General features: G+C 72.7%; 22 protein-coding genes. 17 read left to right on the top strand and 5 right to left on the bottom strand.

All coding sequences use genetic code 11. From position 1 onward, the window contains the following. Positions 1–8 precede the first annotated feature (8 nt). A complete protein-coding gene (locus QSK39_RS26100; RefSeq protein ID WP_285480453.1) occupies positions 9–542 on the bottom strand; it encodes a TetR/AcrR family transcriptional regulator in 534 nt (177 codons plus the stop codon). Between the two features lie 23 nt (positions 543–565). On the opposite strand from QSK39_RS26100, the gene QSK39_RS26095 reads away from it, so the two are divergent. The 7 genes from QSK39_RS26095 (at position 566) to QSK39_RS26065 (ending at position 5,432) form a co-directional block, all read left to right on the top strand. Then, entirely contained in the window at positions 566–1,006 is a 441-nt protein-coding gene (locus QSK39_RS26095; RefSeq protein WP_285480452.1) for an SRPBCC family protein, read from the top strand. A 66-nt stretch (positions 1,007–1,072) separates the two neighbouring features. After that, complete coding sequence (locus QSK39_RS26090; protein WP_353051086.1) at positions 1,073–1,648, top strand: TetR/AcrR family transcriptional regulator; 576 nt, start codon at positions 1,073–1,075, stop codon at positions 1,646–1,648. 40 nt (positions 1,649–1,688) lie between these two features. Then, positions 1,689–2,060 carry a winged helix-turn-helix transcriptional regulator gene (locus QSK39_RS26085; RefSeq protein WP_285480450.1) on the top strand — a complete coding sequence of 124 codons (372 nt, stop codon included), beginning with the start codon at positions 1,689–1,691 and terminating at the stop codon, positions 2,058–2,060. Positions 2,061–2,147: 87 nt separating this feature from the next. Continuing rightward, positions 2,148–2,864: a M50 family metallopeptidase gene (locus tag QSK39_RS26080; protein ID WP_285480449.1), complete on the top strand. Its 717-nt coding sequence runs from the start codon at positions 2,148–2,150 to the stop codon at positions 2,862–2,864. Between the two features lie 49 nt (positions 2,865–2,913). Then, entirely contained in the window at positions 2,914–3,678 is a 765-nt protein-coding gene (locus QSK39_RS26075) for an isocitrate lyase/PEP mutase family protein (protein ID WP_285480448.1), read from the top strand. 31 nt (positions 3,679–3,709) lie between these two features. Continuing rightward, a complete protein-coding gene (locus QSK39_RS26070) occupies positions 3,710–4,723 on the top strand; it encodes an aminotransferase class V-fold PLP-dependent enzyme (protein WP_285480447.1) in 1,014 nt (337 codons plus the stop codon). Between the two features lie 112 nt (positions 4,724–4,835). Then, complete coding sequence (locus QSK39_RS26065) at positions 4,836–5,432, top strand: hypothetical protein (RefSeq protein ID WP_353051085.1); 597 nt, start codon at positions 4,836–4,838, stop codon at positions 5,430–5,432. 40 nt (positions 5,433–5,472) lie between these two features. On the opposite strand, the gene QSK39_RS26060 is transcribed toward QSK39_RS26065, so the two are convergent. Further along, complete coding sequence (locus tag QSK39_RS26060; RefSeq protein WP_285480445.1) at positions 5,473–6,405, bottom strand: ferritin-like domain-containing protein; 933 nt, start codon at positions 6,403–6,405, stop codon at positions 5,473–5,475. A 112-nt stretch (positions 6,406–6,517) separates the two neighbouring features. Between QSK39_RS26060 and rimP the strand changes: the two genes are divergently transcribed. The 7 genes from rimP to QSK39_RS26025 all read left to right on the top strand — a co-directional run bounded on the left by rimP (position 6,518) and on the right by QSK39_RS26025 (position 13,238). Then, complete coding sequence (rimP, locus tag QSK39_RS26055; RefSeq protein WP_285480444.1) at positions 6,518–7,051, top strand: ribosome maturation factor RimP; 534 nt, start codon at positions 6,518–6,520, stop codon at positions 7,049–7,051. Further along, positions 7,048–8,094 carry a transcription termination factor NusA gene (nusA, locus tag QSK39_RS26050; protein ID WP_285480443.1) on the top strand — a complete coding sequence of 349 codons (1,047 nt, stop codon included), beginning with the start codon at positions 7,048–7,050 and terminating at the stop codon, positions 8,092–8,094. Before rimP ends, nusA begins: the two co-directional genes overlap by 4 nt. A 77-nt stretch (positions 8,095–8,171) precedes the next feature. Beyond that, positions 8,172–8,489: a YlxR family protein gene (locus tag QSK39_RS26045; RefSeq protein WP_284749499.1), complete on the top strand. Its 318-nt coding sequence runs from the start codon at positions 8,172–8,174 to the stop codon at positions 8,487–8,489. Positions 8,490–8,566: 77 nt separating this feature from the next. Continuing rightward, the gene (gene infB, locus QSK39_RS26040) at positions 8,567–11,560 is read left to right on the top strand and encodes a translation initiation factor IF-2 (RefSeq protein WP_285480442.1); all 2,994 of its coding nucleotides are present in this window, start codon (positions 8,567–8,569) and stop codon (positions 11,558–11,560) included. 82 nt (positions 11,561–11,642) lie between these two features. Then, on the top strand, positions 11,643–11,936 hold the full coding sequence (locus QSK39_RS26035; RefSeq protein WP_285480441.1) for a DUF503 domain-containing protein: 294 nt from the start codon (positions 11,643–11,645) through the stop codon (positions 11,934–11,936). Between the two features lie 9 nt (positions 11,937–11,945). Then, positions 11,946–12,422: a 30S ribosome-binding factor RbfA gene (gene rbfA, locus QSK39_RS26030; RefSeq protein WP_285480440.1), complete on the top strand. Its 477-nt coding sequence runs from the start codon at positions 11,946–11,948 to the stop codon at positions 12,420–12,422. Positions 12,423–12,425: 3 nt separating this feature from the next. Further along, a complete protein-coding gene (locus QSK39_RS26025) occupies positions 12,426–13,238 on the top strand; it encodes an alpha/beta hydrolase (protein ID WP_285480439.1) in 813 nt (270 codons plus the stop codon). Here the strand turns inward: QSK39_RS26025 and QSK39_RS26020 are convergent. Both QSK39_RS26020 and QSK39_RS26015 read right to left on the bottom strand, forming a co-directional pair. Beyond that, a complete protein-coding gene (locus QSK39_RS26020) occupies positions 13,230–13,853 on the bottom strand; it encodes a class I SAM-dependent methyltransferase (protein WP_285480438.1) in 624 nt (207 codons plus the stop codon). The genes QSK39_RS26025 and QSK39_RS26020 overlap by 9 nt on opposite strands. Further along, on the bottom strand, positions 13,850–14,410 hold the full coding sequence (locus QSK39_RS26015; protein WP_285480437.1) for a TetR/AcrR family transcriptional regulator: 561 nt from the start codon (positions 14,408–14,410) through the stop codon (positions 13,850–13,852). The genes QSK39_RS26020 and QSK39_RS26015 overlap by 4 nt, the downstream gene beginning before the upstream one ends. A 171-nt stretch (positions 14,411–14,581) precedes the next feature. Between QSK39_RS26015 and QSK39_RS26010 the strand changes: the two genes are divergently transcribed. Both QSK39_RS26010 and QSK39_RS26005 read left to right on the top strand, forming a co-directional pair. Beyond that, positions 14,582–14,809, top strand: coding sequence for an NfeD C-terminal domain-containing protein (locus QSK39_RS26010; protein ID WP_284749492.1), 228 nt, complete (start codon positions 14,582–14,584; stop codon positions 14,807–14,809). A 20-nt stretch (positions 14,810–14,829) separates the two neighbouring features. Next, entirely contained in the window at positions 14,830–15,972 is a 1,143-nt protein-coding gene (locus tag QSK39_RS26005) for an SPFH domain-containing protein (RefSeq protein ID WP_285480436.1), read from the top strand. Between the two features lie 12 nt (positions 15,973–15,984). On the opposite strand, the gene QSK39_RS26000 is transcribed toward QSK39_RS26005, so the two are convergent. Continuing rightward, complete coding sequence (locus tag QSK39_RS26000) at positions 15,985–17,016, bottom strand: TRM11 family SAM-dependent methyltransferase (protein WP_285480435.1); 1,032 nt, start codon at positions 17,014–17,016, stop codon at positions 15,985–15,987. Between the two features lie 25 nt (positions 17,017–17,041). Between QSK39_RS26000 and QSK39_RS25995 the strand changes: the two genes are divergently transcribed. Continuing rightward, positions 17,042–18,031 carry a DHH family phosphoesterase gene (locus tag QSK39_RS25995; RefSeq protein WP_285480434.1) on the top strand — a complete coding sequence of 330 codons (990 nt, stop codon included), beginning with the start codon at positions 17,042–17,044 and terminating at the stop codon, positions 18,029–18,031. The last annotated feature ends 36 nt before the right edge of the window (positions 18,032–18,067 follow it).

The raw sequence follows: 18,067 nt of genomic DNA, 5'->3' as shown, positions 1-18,067 counted from the left end.
CGCCAGTATCACGCGAGCTTCTCGGACATCGCCAGGAACTGCGCCATCGCGGCGTTCACGGCGTCGCGGTCGCCGGTCGTGACGAGGTCGAGCAGCAGGCCGCGCGTGACGGCGAGGCCGAGCCGGGCGTGGGCGGCACGGTCGGCTTCGGGGACGCCGCGCGCCGCCAGCAGCGCCTCGATCGGGCCGAGCCAGTCCTGGATGACGCCGTCGAGGAACTCGGTGGTGCCCGGGGTGCCGCCGAGGGCCTGGCCGTAGAGCTGGAAGAAGAGCTTTTCGTTGGCCCGCAGGTCGTCCGCGGTCAGCCGGTGCCAGAACTCCGCCGGGTCGAGGTCGGCCAGCGCCGCCCGCTGCCGGGCCTCGACCTCGCGCGCCACCGCCGTGAGCAGGCCTTCCTTGGAGCCGAAGTGGTAGATCAGCATGCGGTGGCTGGTGCCGAGCGCGGTGGCCAGCGCCCGCAGGCTCCGGTCCGCGCCGCCGTGGTGGGCGATGTGGTCGATCGCCGCGTCGAGGAGCTTCACGCGCGGGCTTGCGTCGATCATGTACCGAATGGTACACGTACCAAATGGTACAGAGAATTTCGGTCCGCGGCGTGACGGCCGCGGACGCCGACACGGTGTACGCGTTGCTGCGGGACGGCGCGAGCTGGCCCCGCTGGTCGCCCCTGGGGTCGTTCGAGCTGGTCCGCGAAGGCGAGGGTGAGCCCGAAGGTCTCGGCGCGATCCGCCTGTTCCGCACCGGCGGTATCCGCTCGTACGAGAAGATCGTCGCGCTCGAGCCCGGCCGCCGGTTCGGCTACGCGCTGGACCACGGCCTGCCGCTGCGGGACTACGTCGCCTACGTCGACCTGTCCCCGGCCGACGGCGGCACGGAGATCCACTGGCACTCGACGTTCACCCCGAAGATCCCCGGCACCGGCTGGTTCTACCGCCGGTTCCTCGGCCGCTTCATCGGGCAGGTGGTCGCCGGGCTGGTCGACGCGGCCGGGGTGCGCGCGGCCCCATAAAGTGGGCGCATGTCAGCGCCACGACGGGGATCGACCGGCCGCACCCAGGAGGAACGCAGCGCGGCGATGCGCGTGCGGCTGCTCGACGCGACGATCGACTGCCTCGTCGAATACGGCTACGCGGGCACGACGACCACGCGGGTGGCCGACCGCGCCGGCGTCACGCGCGGCGCACAGGTCCACCACTTCCCGACGAAGGCCGACCTGGTGACCTCGGCGATCCGGCACCTGGCGGAGAAGCGCACCGAGGTCGCGATGGCCGAGCTCGACCGCCTCCGCGCGTCCAGCGACCCGGTCGGCGACGCGCTGCAGCTGATGTGGGAGATGCACCAGGGGCCGGTGTTCTCGGCGACGGTCGAGCTGTGGGTCGCCGCCCGCACGGATCCGGAGCTGCGCGGGCAGATGGCGGCGGTCGAGCCGATCGCGACGTCCAGCCTGGTCGAGTTCGGCAAGGCGCTGCTGCCGGAGCACGCGGCGCACCACGAGTTCCTGCACGCGGTGTACACGGCGATGGACGTCGTGCGCGGCATCCTCATCGCGAGCTGGGCGACGCGGGACCAGGAGGAGCTGGAGGCCCGCTGGGAGCGCGGCCGCCGGCACCTGCGCATCCTGTTCACGACCTTGATGGCCGCAACCGCCTGAACGGCGTGTTACTCTCCCCGGGAAAGTAAGGAGACGCGCCGTGCTGTCGAACCCGTACGACCGCAACTGCCCGACCCGCCAGCTGCTCGACCGCATCGGCGACCAGTGGACGGTGCTCATCGTCGGTGCCCTGCGGGACGGCCCGCTGCGGTTCACCGAGATCGGGCACCGGGTCGACGGGATCTCGCAGAAGGTCCTGACCCAGACGCTGCGCAGCCTGGTCCGCGACGGGATCCTGACCCGCACGGCGTACGCGGTGATCCCGCCGAAGGTCGAGTACGAGCTGACGACGCTGGGCCGCAACCTGTCCGAGCCCCTCGAGGTGCTCGACCAGTGGGCCCGCCGGCACATGACGGCGGTCCAGGAAGCCCGGGACGCCTACGACGCGGAGCACACCCCCGCCTCGGCCTAGCTCCGCCGGGCGCGGCTGTGGACAGCTCCTGGACAACCGGCTCTCGCGTGGTGCCCGGGTGGCTCCCCGGACGGGACACTCGTCGGCGTGTTCGCCGTGCTCAACGAGACCGTTCCCGCGCCGGGGTGGGAGCTCGTCGGTGTCACCGCGCTGGTGGCCGCCGCCGTGGCGACGCCCTCGTTCGCCGTGCCGGCCACCGGTACGCGGACCCTTCTGACCGGGGCCAACGTCCTGGGCACCCTGGTCCACGAAGGCGGCCACGCGCTGATGAGCCTGCTGACCGGAGGCGGCGTCGTCCGCATCGGGATCACCGGCTCGGAGTCCGGCTTCACCGAGCAGTGGAACCCGTCGCCGTTCGCCGGGGTCCTGACCGCTGCCGCCGGCTACGCGATGCCGCCGCTGGCCGGGCTGGGGGCCGCGGCGCTGCTGCACCGCGGGCTCGTCCCCGCCGTGCTCGGCCTGACCACCGCGGCGATGGTGTTCATCGCGCTGTTCGCCCGCGACCTGCTCACCCTGGCGTCGGTCGCCGTCATCGGGGGGATTGCGTACTCGGCCGTGCGCTGGGCGCCGGGCTGGTTGCAGAACGGCGTCGCGTACGCCGAAGCCTGGCTGCTGCTGGCCAGCGAGATCGGCGGACTGCGCGTGCTCGTCCTCAACCGGCTCCGTGCCGGGTTCCGCGGCCGGCAGGACGACGCCGCCCTGCTCGCCCGGTTCACCGGAATCCCCGCGTTCGTGTGGATCGCCGCGTGGTTCGCCCTCGTCGGCTGGGCGGTGTGGCACGCCGCGCCGCTGCTGTGGCCGTGACCGCGTCCGTTCGGCGCCCGCCGAAGCGTCCCGCTCCTAGGTTCGGGGCATGGACGAATTCCGTGCCCTCCACCTCCCCGGCACCCCGCTGCTGCTGCCGAACGCGTGGGAGTTCGGCGTCGGCGCTTTCCTGGCCGCGCAGGGGTTCCGCGCCCTCGGCACCACCAGCCTCGGCGTGTCCGCGGCGGCCGGTGAGCCCGACGGTGCCCCCTCGACGCGGGACGCCACCGTCGCCCTGACCCGCCGCCTGGCCCGGCTCGACGTCCTGGTCAGCGTCGACATCGCCGACGGCTTCAGCGCCGATCCCGCCGCCGTGGCCGACCTCGCCGCGGAACTCGCCGACGCCGGTGCCGTCGGCGTCAACCTCGAAGACGGCCGGGCCGACGGCGCACTCGCCCCGGTCGAGGTCCAGTCCGCGCTGGTCGAGGCGGTGAAGGACCGCGTCCCGGGCCTGTTCCTCAACGCCCGCACCGACACCCACTGGTCCGGCGACCAGGCGATCGGAACCGCCGAAGATCGCGTGCGGGCCTACGCGGCGGCCGGCGCCGACGGCGTCTTCGTGCCCGGCCTGGCCGACCCGGCGGACGTCGAGCGGATCGTCGGCTTCGGCCTCCCGGTCAACCTGCTGTTCCTGCCCGGCAAGGTCACCTTCGCCGGGCTGGCGGACCTGGGCGTCGCGCGGGTCAGCCTCGGTTCGCTCCCGTACCGCATGGCCCTGCAGGCGGCGGCCGCAACGGCGCTGGCGGTCCGCGACGGCGACGCCCTGCCGCTGAGCCCGCCGGGCTACGCCGACGTCGTGGCGCTGCTGCCGTAATCGGATTGCCCGGTCTGCCAGCCTGAAGACCATGCGCGCCTTCGGAAGCGACTTCGCCGTCCCGCCCGGCTACCTGAACACGCCCAGCGTCGGCATCCCGCCGGCCCCGGTGGCCGCCGCGGTGGCCGAGTCCGTCGAACGGTGGCGCACCGGCGCGACCCGGCCGGGGGAGTTCGACCGGTACGTCGACCGGTCCCGGGCCGGGTTCGCGCGCCTGCTCGGCGTCGAACCCGGGCACGTCGCGATCGGCGCGTCGGCCTCGCAGCTGGTCGCGAACGTCGCCGCCGCGCTGCCCGCCGGCACCCGCGTGCTCGCCGCCGAAGGGGACTTCACCAGCGTGACCTTCCCGTTCGCGGCCGCCCCCGGCGTCACGGTGACCGAGGTCCCGCTGGAGCTGCTGCCCGAGCGGGTCGAGGGCCACGACGTCGTCGCGGTGAGCGTCGTCCAGTCCGCCGACGGCCGGCTCGTGGACCTCCCCGCGCTGCGGGCGGCCGCCGAGGCCGCCGGGGCGGCGGTGCTGCTCGACGCCACCCAGGCCGTGGGCTGGCTGCCCCTGGACGTCGCCTGGGCGGACTGGGTGGTCGCGGCGGGCTACAAGTGGCTGCTGTCCCCGCGCGGCTGCGCGTGGCTCGCCGTGCGGCCGGACGCCCGCGACCGGACCCGGCCGGTCGCGGCGAACTGGTACGCGGGGGAGGACCCGTGGGCCACGGTCTACGGCCTCCCGCTGCGCCTGGCCGGCGACGCCCGCGCGTTCGACCTCTCGCCGGTCTGGCTCGCCCAGGTCGGCGCGGCCGCCGCGCTGGAGTACCTCGGCGGCCTCGACCTCGCGCAGGTCGCGGCGCACAACACCGGCCTGGCCGACCAGCTGCTCGAGAAGCTCGGGCTACCCCCGCGAGGTACCCCGATCGTGTCGCTCGACGCCGATCCGGAGCGGGTCGCGGCGGCCGGGATCGTCTCGAGCGTCCGCGGTGGCCGGGTGCGGGTCGGTTTCCACCTCTACAACACCGCTGACGACGTCGAACGCGTCTTACGCGCATTCGAGTGAACGCGCCGGAGACGGTGAACTACCGTATGGCCTCGTGGTTGGTGCGCATTTCACCCCAGGCCCGTCCGACACGGCCCCGCTGGGCGCGGTGCCCCCGCAGCCCCGCCCGCCCGTGCCGGGACCTCCGGCGCGCGACACCCGGTCCCTGCTGCTCAGGGGCGCCGGGCTGGTCGCGATCGCCGTCGTCTCCGGGCTGCTCTGGTTCCTGATCCGGCACGACTCGACGCCCGACGAGCCGGTCGCGCAGCCGCCGGCCCAGAACACCGGGAAGTACCAGTTCACGCTGGTCGCCGGGCCGGCGAAGTCCAACGAGTGCGCCTCGAAGTCGTACGGCAAGACGCACGACTTCTTCCAGGACAACGAGTGCCAGTCGCTGGTCCGCGCGCTCTACACGACGGAGTCGGGCGGCGCGAAGGCGCTGGTGTCGGTGGTGCTGGTCGGGATGCCGGACTCGACGCAGGCGAAGGCGCTCAAGACGCTGACCGAGCAGGACGGCACCGGCAACGTCACGGACCTGGTGAAGGACAAGACGTTCACCGGCTCCGGCGCGCCGAGCGTGAGCGGCGCCGACGCGGCGTACGCGTCGGGCGTCGACGGCACGAACACCACGATCGTGCTGGCCGACTTCTACGCCAAGCACAAGGACAAGAACCTGATCAAGAGCATCGCGGACGACGCCCTGCGCCTGTCGGCCGACCTCAAGGGCTGAACCGGCGCCCCGAGGCCACCTCGGGGCGCCGGGTCCGGCGTCAGCCCGCCTGGCCGGGCATCGCGATCGCGACCGGCTTCTCGCCCGCCTCGGACCGCCAGGGCGTCCCGCGCCGCGAAGCCGCCACCAAGGCGTGCAGCGCCGTCGTGCGCAGGGCCCCGTCGTCGGTGTGGTTCACCACCGCCAGCCACGCGTTCGCGCAGTCCGCTTCGGCCGTCGCGACCACCAGCGACGCCGACTTCGCGTCCGTCACCGGCTTCTTCGGCACGTACGCCGCTTCGGGCGCGACAGGCGTCGCCCCGGACGCGGACAGCATCGTCTGCAGCAGGTCGCGGCGCACCGCGTGCTCCGCCGCCCCGGACTTCTCGGCGTCGCCGAAGTCGCCCGGCAGGAACGCGCTGACCAGCCCGTACACCCAGACGGCGGCGTGCTCGGCGGCGAGCGCGGTCTGCAGCGGGTCCACCACCTCCGCGGGGACGGCCGCGGTGGTCCCCGCGGGCGCCGGGGCGTCCTCGCCGGGGCCCAGCGCCGGGGCGGTGCGCTGCAGTGCCGCGCAGCCGGCCGCCACCGCCGCGACGAGCCCGGCGCGGTAGCGCGGCAGCCCGCCGACGAGGTCTTCGGCCTGCTTGCGGGCGGTCGCCAGCCGCTCCTTCAGGTCGCCGAGGGCGGCCGGCGCCGGGGGCGTCGGGGACGCCGACGGCTTCGGCCGGTTCAGGCGGTCCACTTCGGACTTCAGCGCGGCCGCGTGCGCCGCGCGCGCGTCGGCGAGCTGGCCGGCGGCGTCGGCGTCGCCGCCCTTGGCCAGCGCCCGCGCGGCGGCGGCGTCCGCCTCGGCGGCGGCCAGCAGGGGCTGCAGCGGGTCGGGGCTCTCGTCGTAGCCGGGCCCGCACGCGGCCAGGGGGACGGCCAGCGCGGCCAGTGCCCCCGCGCGGAGGGCGGCACGACGGGTCAGGTCGGTCGGTCTTCCGGTCACGTCGGCCCATCCTGCCAGGCCCCCGGGCACGCCCGCCGCTCGCGCGGGGTCACCGGGCGACCGGATAAGCTGGTCCACCACCGACCCGAACCTCGACCGAGGAGAGCCCCACGTGCCAGGAGAACTCGCCAGCCGGCTTCAGCCGATAGTGGCCGAAGCCGTCACCGCCGCGGGTTTCGACCTCGACTCGTTCGAGGTGCAGCAGGCCGGCCGGCGGCAGCTGGTCAAGGTCGTCGTCGACTCCGACGACGGTGTCGGGCTGGACGAGGTCGCCGACGTCAGCCGCAAGGTCTCGGCGGTGCTCGACGAGAACGAGCACGTGCTCGCGAGCGCCTACACGCTGGAGGTCACCTCGCCGGGCCTCGACCGCCCGCTCACCGAGCGGCGGCACTGGCGCCGCGCGCGCTTCCGCCTGGTGAAGGTCACGCCGGCCGAAGGCGCGGCCTTCATCGGCCGGGTCGGTCACGCGGGCGCGGACGCCGCCCGCGTCCTCGAAGGCGGCAAGATCCGCGACGTCCGCTACGCCGGCGTGGCGAAGGCGGTCGTGGAGATCGAGTTCAAGCAGCCGCCCGCCGAGGACTTGAAACTGCTCGAAGACGACGCGTCCGGCATGATCGCCGCCGAGACGGAGAAGGGGTCGAAGTGAACGTCGACATCGCCGCGCTACGGGCGATCGAACGGGACAAGGACATCCCCTTCGAAACGGTGATCGAGGCCATCGAGACGGCCTTGCTCACCGCGTACAAGCACACCGAGGGCCACCAGCCGCACGCCCGCATCGACATCGACCGCAAGACCGGCCTGGTGCGCGTGCTCGCGCGCACGCTGACCCACGACGGCGAGACCGACGAGGAGTGGGACGACACCCCCGAGGGCTTCGGCCGGATCGCCGCCACCACCGCGCGCCAGGTCATCCTGCAGCGGCTGCGCGACGCCGAGCACGAGAAGACCTTCGGCGAGTTCTCCACCAAGGAGGGCGAGATCGTCGCCGGCGTCATCCAGCGCGACGCCCGCGCCAACGCCCGCGGCATGGTCGTGGTCCAGGTCGGGGACACCGAGGGCGTGCTGCCGTCGGCGGAGCAGGTGGCCGGCGAGTCGTACGAGCACGGCAGCCGGATCAAGGCCTACGTGGTCACCGTGTCGCGCGGCAACCGCGGCCCGCAGATCACGCTCTCGCGCTCGCACCCCAACCTGGTGCGCAAGCTGTTCGCGCTGGAGGTCCCGGAGATCGCCGACGGGACGGTCGAAATCGCCGCCGTCGCGCGCGAGCCGGGGCACCGCACGAAGATTGCCGTGAAGTCCACCGTCGCGGGCGTGAACGCCAAGGGCGCCTGCATCGGCCCGGTCGGCGCGCGCGTGCGCAACGTGATGAGCGAACTGGCCGGCGAGAAGATCGACATCATCGACTACTCCGAGGACCCGGCCCGGTTCGTGGGGAATGCCCTGTCCCCGGCGAAGGTTGTTTCGGTACGAGTCGTGGACGAGCGGGCGAAGACCGCCCGCGTCGTGGTGCCGGACTTCCAGCTGTCGCTGGCGATCGGCAAGGAGGGCCAGAACGCCCGCCTCGCCGCCCGCCTGACCGGCTGGCGGATCGACATCCGCAGCGACGCCGCACCGGCGGACGACGAGGGTGATCAAGACCACGCCCGTCCATCGCGGCCCGCCGCGACAACCGGTTCGGCTGAGTGAAGGTCGAAGCGCTAGACTCAGGAGTGGTTCAACGCCCGCGGCGGGTAGCCGAGCACCAGCCCCACCGGAATCTTCCGGTGCGGACTTGTGTCGGCTGCAAGCGGCGGGCATTGATCGGTGAGCTGCTGCGCGTGGTCGCGGTGGCCGGGCGGGTGGTCGTCGACGAGCGTCGGCGGCTGCCGGGCCGGGGAGCTTGGCTGCACCCCGATCCGGACTGCCTGGCCAAGGCCGAACGGCGGCGAGCCTTCCCGAGAGCCTTGCGGGCTCCCGGGGCGCTCGACGTCCGTGAGGTTCACGACCACGTCGGGCGCACCACTTCGCACCACGAAGCCGGGACGTACCCGGCTTCGCGAGGAACCAAGGAAGCAGGTCGACCCGTCATGAGTCAGCCGTGAAGCTGAAGCCATGAACGCGAGACAATAAGGACGAGGTCAGCGGGTTCCCGCCTGGCCTCCCCTAGATGAGGAGAGCTGTGCCAGGCAAGGCCCGCGTACACGAGCTCGCTAAGGAGCTCGGCATCACCAGCAAGGACGTTCTCGCCAAGTTGAAGGAACAGGGCGAGTTCGTGAAGTCCGCGTCGTCCACGGTCGAGGCGCCCGTCGCCCGCCGTCTCCGCGACGCGTACGCCCCCAAGGGCGCCAAGAAGCCCACTCCGACCCCCGGCCCGTCGGCGCGCCCCGGGCCCCCGGCCGCCAAGCCGGGCGCTCCCGCGCCCAAGCCCGCGTCGCCCACGCCGCAGCAGCAGGCGCCCGCCGCGAAGGCCGCCCCCGCGGCGGCCCCGCAGCAGCAGGCACCGGCTTCGAAGCCGGCCGCCGCACCGGGTGGCCGTCCCTCGGGCCCCGGCCCGCGACCCGGCCCGCGTCAGCAGCCGGCCGCGCCCGCTCCCCAGGAGCAGGTCCCGGCGGCGAAGGCCGAGACCCCGGCCGCACCCAAGCAGGAGACCCCGGCCGCGCCTTCGGGCAACACCGGTTCGGTCGTCCCGCCGAAGCCGCAGGGCCCCAAGCCCGGCGGTCCCAAGCCCGGTCCGCGCACCCCGCGGGTCGGCAACAACCCGTTCGGCGTCGGTTCCGGCGCCCCGCCGCGTCCGCAGGGCCCGCGCCCGGGTGGCGGCCAGGGCGGCGACAACCGCCCGCCGCGTCCCGGTGGGACCGGTGGCGGCGGTGACCGTCCGGCCCCGCGGCCCGGTGGCGGCGCCGGTGGCAACCGGCCGAGCCCGGGCAACATGCCCCCGCGGCCGAACCCCGGCATGATGCCGGGCCGCACGCAGCGTCCCGCCGGTCCCGGTGGCGGCGCCCGCGGTGGTCCCGGTGGCGGCGCCCGTGGCGGCCCCGGTGGCGGCGGCGGTCGTCCCGGTGGCGGTGGCGGCGGTTTCCGCGGCGGTCCCGGTGGCGGTGGCGGCGGCGGTGGCTTCCGCGGCGGCCCCGGTGGCGGCGGCGGTGGCGGCGGCGGTTTCCGCCCGGGTGGCGGCACCGGTGCCCCGGCCGGCGGCGGCGGTTTCCGCGGCGGCGGCGGTGGCCGTGGTGGCCCCGGTGGCCGTGGCGGCACCGCGGGTGCCTTCGGGCGCCCGGGTGGTCCCTCGCGCAAGGGCCGCAAGTCGAAGCGGCAGAAGCGCCAGGAGTACATGGACAACATGCAGGCGCCCAGCGTCGGCGGAGTCCGCTTGCCCAAGGGGCAGGGCGAGACGATCCGGCTGCCGCGGGGTGCTTCGCTGACCGACTTCGCCGAGAAGATCGACGCCAACCCGGCTTCGCTGGTGCAGGTGCTCTTCCACCTCGGCGAGATGGTCACCGCGACGCAGTCCGTGTCGGACGACATCCTCGAGCTGCTCGGCGGCGAAATGAACTACACGGTTCAGGTCGTCTCGCCGGAGGAAGAGGACCGCGAGCTGCTGGAGACCTTCGACATCACCTACGGCGAGGACGCCGGTGAGGAAGAAGACCTCCAGGTCCGGCCGCCGGTCGTGACCATCATGGGTCACGTCGACCACGGTAAGACCCGCCTGCTCGACACGATCCGGAAGACGAAGGTCCGCGAGAGCGAGGCCGGCGGCATCACGCAGCACATCGGTGCGTACCAGATCGAGACCGAGCTCGAGGGCAACCCGCGCCTGATCACCTTCATCGACACCCCGGGCCACGAGGCGTTCACCGCCATGCGTGCCCGTGGTGCGAACTCGACCGACATCGCGGTGATCGTGGTGGCGGCCGACGACGGTGTGATGCCGCAGACGGTCGAGGCGATCAACCACGCGCAGGCCGCCAAGGCCCCGATCGTGGTCGCGATCAACAAGATCGACAAGGAAGGCGCGAACCCGGACAAGATCCGGCAGCAGCTGACCGAGTACGGCCTGGTCGCCGAGGAGTACGGCGGCGACACGATGTTCGTCGAGATCTCCGCGCGGCAGAACATCAACATCGACGGCCTGCTCGAGGCGATCCTGCTGACCGCCGACGCCGCTCTGGACCTCCGGGCCAACCCGGATATGGAGGCCCAGGGTGTCGCGATCGAGGCGCACCTCGACCGCGGCCGCGGCCCGGTGGCCACCGTCCTGGTCCAGCGCGGCACACTGCGCGTCGGCGACTCGGTCGTGGCGGGTGACGCCTACGGCCGCGTCCGCCGGATGGTCGACGAGCACAACGTCGACGTCACCGAGGCGCTGCCGTCGCGTCCCGTCCAGGTCATCGGGTTCACCTCGGTGCCGGGTGCGGGCGACACCTTCCTGGTGGTCGACGAGGACCGCGTCGCCCGGCAGATCGCCGAGCGCCGCTCCGCTCGCACGCGCAACGCGCTCAACGCGTCGCGCCGCAAGCGGGTCAGCCTCGAGGACCTCGACTCCGCCTTGAAGGAGACGAACAGCCTCAACCTGATCATCAAGGGTGACAACTCGGGTACCGTCGAGGCCCTCGAAGCCTCGCTGCTCCAGCTGGACGTCGGCGACGAGGTCGAGCTGAACGTGGTCCACCGCGGTGTCGGTGGCGTGACCGAGTCGGACATCGACCTGGCGACCGCGTCCGACGCGATCGTCCTCGGGTTCAACGTCCGCGCCCAGGGCAAGGCGACCGAGCGGGCCACCCGCGAGGGCGTCGACGTCCGGTACTACACGGTCATCTACCAGGCGATCGACGAGATCGAGCAGGCCCTCAAGGGCATGCTCAAGCCGGAGTACGAAGAGGTCGAGCTGGGCCGCGCGGAGGTTCGCGAGGTCTTCAAGTCCTCCAAGATCGGCACGATCGCGGGTTGCCTGGTCATGTCCGGCGAGATCCGGCGCAACGCGCGCGCCCGGCTGCTGCGCGACGGCACTGTCGTCGCGGAGAACCTGCCGGTCAGCTCGCTGCGGCGGTTCAAGGACGACGTGGTCGAGGTCCGCGAGGGCTACGAGTGCGGTCTGACGCTCGGTTCGTACGGCGACCTGAAGGTCGGCGACCTGATCGAGACGTACGAGCAGCGCGAGAAGCCCCGCGCGTAAGGCGGTTGTCCCCGGGTGTGCGGCTCAGGCCGCGCACCCGGGGCTTCGCTCCCCATTCCCTACGACACCACCTCATTTGCCTATGTTCGTCGGAGCCCTAGAGCTCGACATCCTGCTCGGCGACGTCCATTCGCTGAAGCAGAAGCGATCCGTGGTCCGTCCGGTGCTGGCCGAGGTGCGCAAGCGCTTCGCCGTCTCGGTGGCCGAAGCCGGTCACACCGAGCTGCACCGCCGGACCCTCATCGGGGTGGCCGTGGTCGCCGAAGGTGGCGAGCACGTCCGTGACGTGCTCGACTCGTGTGAGCGGTACGTGGCGAGCCGGCCGGAGTTCGAGCTGCTCACCGCCCGCCGCCGGCTGCTCGGTCCAGAAGACTAGGAGAAAGACATGGCTGATCCTGCTCGGGCTCGCAAGCTCGCGAAGCGGATCTCGCAGATCGTGGCGTCCGCGATCGAACACGAGGTCAAGGACTCCCGGCTGGACTACGTGACCATCACGGACACGAAGGTCACCGGCGACCTGCACGACGCCACGGTGTACTACACGGTGCTCGGCGAGAAGCTGGACGCCGCCCCGGACTTCGCCGGTGCCGCCGCCGCGCTCGAATCGGCGCGGGGGATGCTGCGCACGAAGGTCGGGCAGGGCACCGGGGTCCGCTACACGCCGACGCTGACGTTCGTCGCGGACACCATCCCCGAGGAGTCGAAGCGGATCGAGGACCTCCTCGCGAAGGCCCGCGAGGCCGACGCGGAGGTCGCGCGCCGCTCGGCGGGAGCCCAGCACGCGGGCGAGCCCGACCCGTACAAGGCGCCTCGCGAAACCGAGGACGAAGACGAGCTGGCGGAGGAGGAGAGCCGGGGCTGACCCGTGCTCTCCCGCCGCGGCCTGCTCGCCGGCAGCGCACTCGCGCTGCTGGCGGGCTGCTCGGCGGCGCCGTCCGAGCCGCCCGCGGTGCCGGTGCCGTCGCACCCGATGGCACCGCTCGACCCGGTGACGGTCCAGCGCGTGCACTCGATGGCCCGCGGCACCGACGTCGACCTGGTCCTGATCACCCCCGAAGGCGTCCCGTCGTCGGGGCTGCCGGTGTGCCTGGCCCTGCACGGCCGCGGCGCCCGCGCGCGGACCTTCCTCGACCTGGGCGTCCCCTCGGCGTTGACGGCGGCGGTCCGCGCGGGCGTGCCGCCGTTCGCGGTCGCCGCGCTCGACGGCGACCACTACTGGGTCGACGTCGGTGCCGGCGACGACCCGCAGCGCATGCTCACCGAGGAAGTCCCGGGCTGGCTGATGGGCCGCGACCTGAGCCCGGCTTCGGCGGTGTTCGGCATTTCCATGGGCGGCTTCGGCGCGTTGCGCTTCGCCCGCGCCCACTCGGACCTGAAAGCGGTCGCCACGGCGAGCGCGGCCCTGTTCGTCAGCTGGCCGGATGCCCGCAGCCGCAAGGTGTTCTCCGGCGAGGAAAACTGGCGCGCGGAGGAACCGTTGCTGCACACGGAAGATCTACCGGCCGACCGGCTCGGCATCTGGTGCGGCGAGTCGGACCCGTTCCTGGGCGCGGACCGCAAGCTGATCAAGGCGGCGAACCCGGCGGTGTCGAGCTTCTCCCCGGGCAAGCACGAAGCCGAGTACTGGCGCGGGATCCTGCCGGACGTCCTGAAGTTCGTGGGGCAGCGGCTAAGCTGACGCGCGCGCGAACAGGATTGCTTGCGACACCTCGTTCTCCGGGTTCAGCGCCCACTCCGCCTCGATCGTGAACCCGGCCGCCCGTACCCGCTTCGCCAGCCACCACGGCTGCCGCAGGTGGACGTGGACCCGCATCGGGTGTCCTCCGTAGCCTTCGGTCTTCAGCCGTGTTCCCACGCCCACGTGGTAGCCGATCACCAGCAGCCCGCCCGGCCGCAGCACGCGCCGGAAGTGGCCGAGGGCCAGCGGGACGTCGTCGTCCGGGACGTGGATCAGCGACCACGACGCCAGCACGCCCGCCATCGACGCGTCCGGCAGGGGCAGGTCCGTCATCGAGCCCACCTCGAACCGCGGTCCCGGGTGCTCCCTGCGCGCGAGGTCGATCATCGCCGGGGAAAGGTCGATGCCGCACGCGTCGACGCCCAGCGAATGCAGGTACGCCGTGAAGTACCCCGGGCCGCAGCCGACGTCCGCCGCCGGCCCGTCGACCTCGGATGCGAACAGCGTCAGCGCCGCCCGCAGGTACGGCTGCTTGCCGAGGGCATCCGCCATGAACTCGGCGTAGCTTTCCGCCACCGTGTCGTAGGACGTGCGGGTGTCCGCGAGCCAGGTCACGGCAGCGGGTGCGCGGCGGCCGCGCGCAGGCCGTCGAGGACGAGGGCGAGCCCGCGCCGCCAGTCGGGCGCCGCGGTGGCGGCGGCGAACACGGACGCCAGGTCGAGGAGCCGGAAGTCCGGCCGCAGCGCTCCGGCCTCCTGGGCGCGCGTGACGATCCGCTGCATCCGGGAAGCGTTGCCGTGCTTGGCCTTCTCCAGCCCCGAGTCCGGGTCGAACGCCCGCGAACACACTTCGGTGAAGCCACGGTCGCTGACCTGCATCAGGACCGACCGTTCGAGGAAGAGCACGAAACCGTCCCAGGGATCGTCGAGGGCGAGGGCTTCTTCGGTGACCGCCTTCGCTTCTTCCAGCGTCGGCAGGAACGCGGCCTCGACGAGGTCGGCCCGCGTCGGGAACCGGTTGTAGAGCGTGCCGATCGCGACCTCGGCGCGGCGCGCGATCTCGTCGAGCGGGGCGTCGACGCCCTTGGCGCCGAACACCTCCCGCGCGGCCACGACCAGCGCCTCCCGGTTGCGCCGGGCGTCCGCGCGCAGGGGGCGTTGCTCGACCGTCACGGCCCGGAGTATAGCCAAGCCGGCCCCCGTCCCGGGCTGTTCACGCCCGGGTGCCCCCGCCGGTTGCCTCCTGATCGGAACCTCACAGTGCCGCACCGCCCCGCCCGCCGGGAGCACAATGGGTGAGCGGGGACACCCGCGACGAGGCGGACGGGCGAGGGAGGCCGGCACATGCACTCCGACCTGTCGCCGTCGGGCCGCACCGGAGTCCTCCTGGTCGGCACCCGCGGGCAGCGGGGGCCCGGGGAGGTGCTGATCAGGATCAGGGGCGGTCTGGAGACCTTCCTGGCCTGGTCCGACACGGAGCTGCCGAAGGGGACGACCGTGCTGGTCGTCGAAACCCGGGGCCGGCGCACGGTCGACGTCGTGGCGTGGGACGTCTCGGAACCCACTTCCTAGTGCTCGCGGAAGGACAATCGATGTTCGGTTATCGCGTGCCGGCCCCCAACGAAGCGATGCTGATTTCGGGCGGCAAGAGCAGCAAGGGCGCGTCGCCGTTCCGGGTCGTCACCGGCCACGGCGCGTTCGTCATGCCGGTCTTCCGGAAAGTCCGGTTCCTCACGCTTTCCATGTGTGAGGCCGAAGTGACCGAAGTGTGCGTCACGAAACAGGCCATCGCCCTGACCGTGCGGGCGGTGATCGCGTTCAAGGTCGGCAACGACACCGAGAGCATCGTCAACGCCGGCCAGCGGTTCCTCTCCGACCAGGACCAGATGTCGGTGCTGACCGGCCGCATCTTCTCCGGTCACCTGCGCTCGATCATCGGGTCGATGACCGTCGAGGAGATCATCACCGAGCGGCAGAAGCTCGCCACCGAGGTGCTGGACGGCTCGGCGGTGGAGATGGCGAAGATCGGCCTGTCGGTCGACGCGCTGCAGATCCAGTCGATCGACGACATGAAGCTCGGCTACATCGCCGCGATGGCCGCGCCGCACAACGCCGCCATCCAGCGGGACGCCCAGATCGCGCAGGCCGTGGCGAACAAGAAGGCGGCCGAGGCCGAGCAGGAGTCGCAGCGGACGCAGGCGGAGTACGCCCGGCAGACGTCGATCGTGCAGGCGCAGTACCGCGCCGAAGTCGAGGCGGCGCAGGCCGAGGCGGCCCAGGCCGGGCCGCTCGCGCAGGCGAAAGCGCAGCAGCAGGTCGTCGACGCGCGGACCGAGCTGGCCCAGCGCGAAGCCGAGCTGCGGCAGCAGCAGCTGGTGGCCGAGGTCATCAAGCCGGCCGACGCGGAGGCCGAGCGGATCCGCATCCTGGCGCTGGCCGACGCGGAGAAGATGCGCGTTCAGGCGGAGGCGGCCGCGTCGAACAACCGCGTCGCGCTCGACCGGATGCTCATCGACCAGCTGCCGCAGATCGTCAAGGAGGCCGGGCGCGGGCTGGCCGGCGCGAACGTCAACATCCTCAACGGCGCCGACGGTCTCGGGGAGATGGCCGCCGGGCTCGTCGGCCAGGGACTGTCCATCTTGGACTCGGTGAAGCGCGGCCTGACCACGCCGCCGCCGGCTCCGGCCGGAGCCCCGGAGGAGAACGGGCAGGCGCGCAGCGAGCTCACCCAGTAGCGCTTTGTCGACTCAGGAGGCGGGCTTCACGGCGACGACCAGGTCACGCAGGATGGCCTGGTCCACCCGGTGGGTGAACTCCGCCCACGGCCCGTCTTCGCGGACGTCGAGCCCGGCCTTGCGCAGCACCTCGACGAGCTCTTCGCGCGGCAGCACGGTGGTGTTCCACGAGATCCCGAGCGCGCCGCCGGGGCGCAGCACCCGCGTCCACACCGGGACGGCCGCCGCGAGCAGGTCGCGCGGGCTGCGCTGCAGGCCGGCTTCGCGGTGGCTGCCGTGCTGCACGCCGTAGGGCGCGTCGGTGACGATCACGTCGCACGAGTTCGCGCGCAGCACCTCGTCGGTGGTCAGGGTGTCAGCCTGGAAGTAGGTGAGCTTGCGGGTGTCGCCTGCTTTGTAGTCGTCCTTGTCCAGGGCGTACTCGATGTCGAGCCGGCGCCCGAGCCGGACCTTGTTGCGCCGCAGCTGTCCCGAGTCGGCGGTGTGCTTGACGCGCTTGTTGCGCAGCCACGTCTTGATGAACGCCTCGTACGCCTCGAAGTCCTTGGCGTCGACGTCCAGGCCGGTGGCGTGCAGGCCGTACATGATCGCCTGGTTGAGCGTGGTGCCGCGGCCGCACAGCGGGTCGAGCAGGTACTTGGGCTTGTCCGAGAAGGGGTCCGCGGTCGCCAGCAGCGTGACGTTCAGCAGGAGCTTCGTGAACGACTCGTTCGTCTTGCCGGCGTACTTCAGGATGGTCAGCAGGTCCGAGTCGGCCTTCGCCAGCGGCGTCACGGTGACCGGGCGCAGGACGCCGTCACCCAGCTCGAACAGGGCGTACAGCGACGACAGGTTCGACAGCAGCGCGAGGTCGCGCTCGCCCAGCGGCGCCGAACTGGTGAAGCGGACGTAGCCGACACCGCCGAGCTCGAGCTCCTCGATCCCGGACAGCTCGGCGGACAGCGCCGCGCCGAAGACCGCCAGCTCGGCGCGCAGCAGCGCGGGGGAGGAGGCGGCGTAGACCCGATTGGCGGACGGGTGGACCAGGATCACGTACTCAGGCATCCCGCAGAGCGTAGCGTGACGCACCGTGACCCCTTCTTCGGCGCAGGACATCCGGGACGCGGCCGCGCTGCTCGCGTCGGCCACCGACGTGACCGTGCTCGGCCACGTCCGCCCGGACGCGGACGCCCTCGGCAGCGCGCTCGCCCTCGGCCGGGCGTTGCGGCAGCGCGGCGCGACGGTGCGCGTCTCCTTCGGCGAGCCGGACGAGGCCCCGGAGACGCTGCGGTGGCTCGACGAGGACGGCCTGCTCACCCACCCGGATGACCTGCCCGACACCGAGGCCTTGCTGGTCTGCGTCGACACGCCGGTGCCGAAGCGGCTGGGCCGGCTCGCCGGGCGCGTCGAGCTGGCCGGCGCGGTGCTGGTGATCGACCACCACGCGACCAACACGTTCTACGGCTCCTGCCACGTCGTCGACGAGTCCGCCGAGGCCAGCGCGATCCTCGTGTTCCGGATCCTGGACGCGATGGGCGTCGAGCTGGACGAGCCGATCGCCCGCGGGATCTACGCGGGGATCGTCACCGACACGAGCGGGTTCCGGCGGGCCAGCCCCGAGACGCACCGGATGGCGGCGCGGCTGCTGGAGGCGGGCGTCGACGCCGAAGCGGTGGTGCGGCGGATCGTCGACGAGCGGCCGTTCACGTGGCTGCCGATGCTGTCGTCCGTGCTGCGCGAGGCCGAGCTGGAGCCGGATGCCGCGCAGGGGCGGGGTTTCGTGCACGCGGTGGTCCGCGTCGACGCGGCGCGGACGGTGCGCGGCGAAGAGGTCGAGTCGGTGATCGACGTCGTCCGCTCGGTGCGCGAGGCGGCCGTCGCGGCGGTGCTCAAACAGGACCTGTCGAACCCCGCGCAGTGGCAGATCTCGTTGCGCAGCATCGGGATCGACGTCTCGGCGGTGGCGGCGGAGTTCGGCGGCGGCGGGCACCGGCAGGCCGCCGGTTGCACGATCGAGGGGACCGCCGAGGAGGTCCTGGCCGGATTGCGGGCGGCGCTGGAGCGGGCGCCGCTGCTGTGAGCTTCCCGCCGGCCGGAACTGTCGGTGCCGGCGGTT

This window comes from Amycolatopsis sp. NBRC 101858, assembly GCF_030269325.1.
Taxonomy (GTDB): domain Bacteria; phylum Actinomycetota; class Actinomycetes; order Mycobacteriales; family Pseudonocardiaceae; genus Amycolatopsis; species Amycolatopsis ponsaeliensis.
The sequence above is the reverse complement of the archived record's forward strand: the minus strand, read 5'-3'. Positions and strand labels throughout refer to the sequence as shown.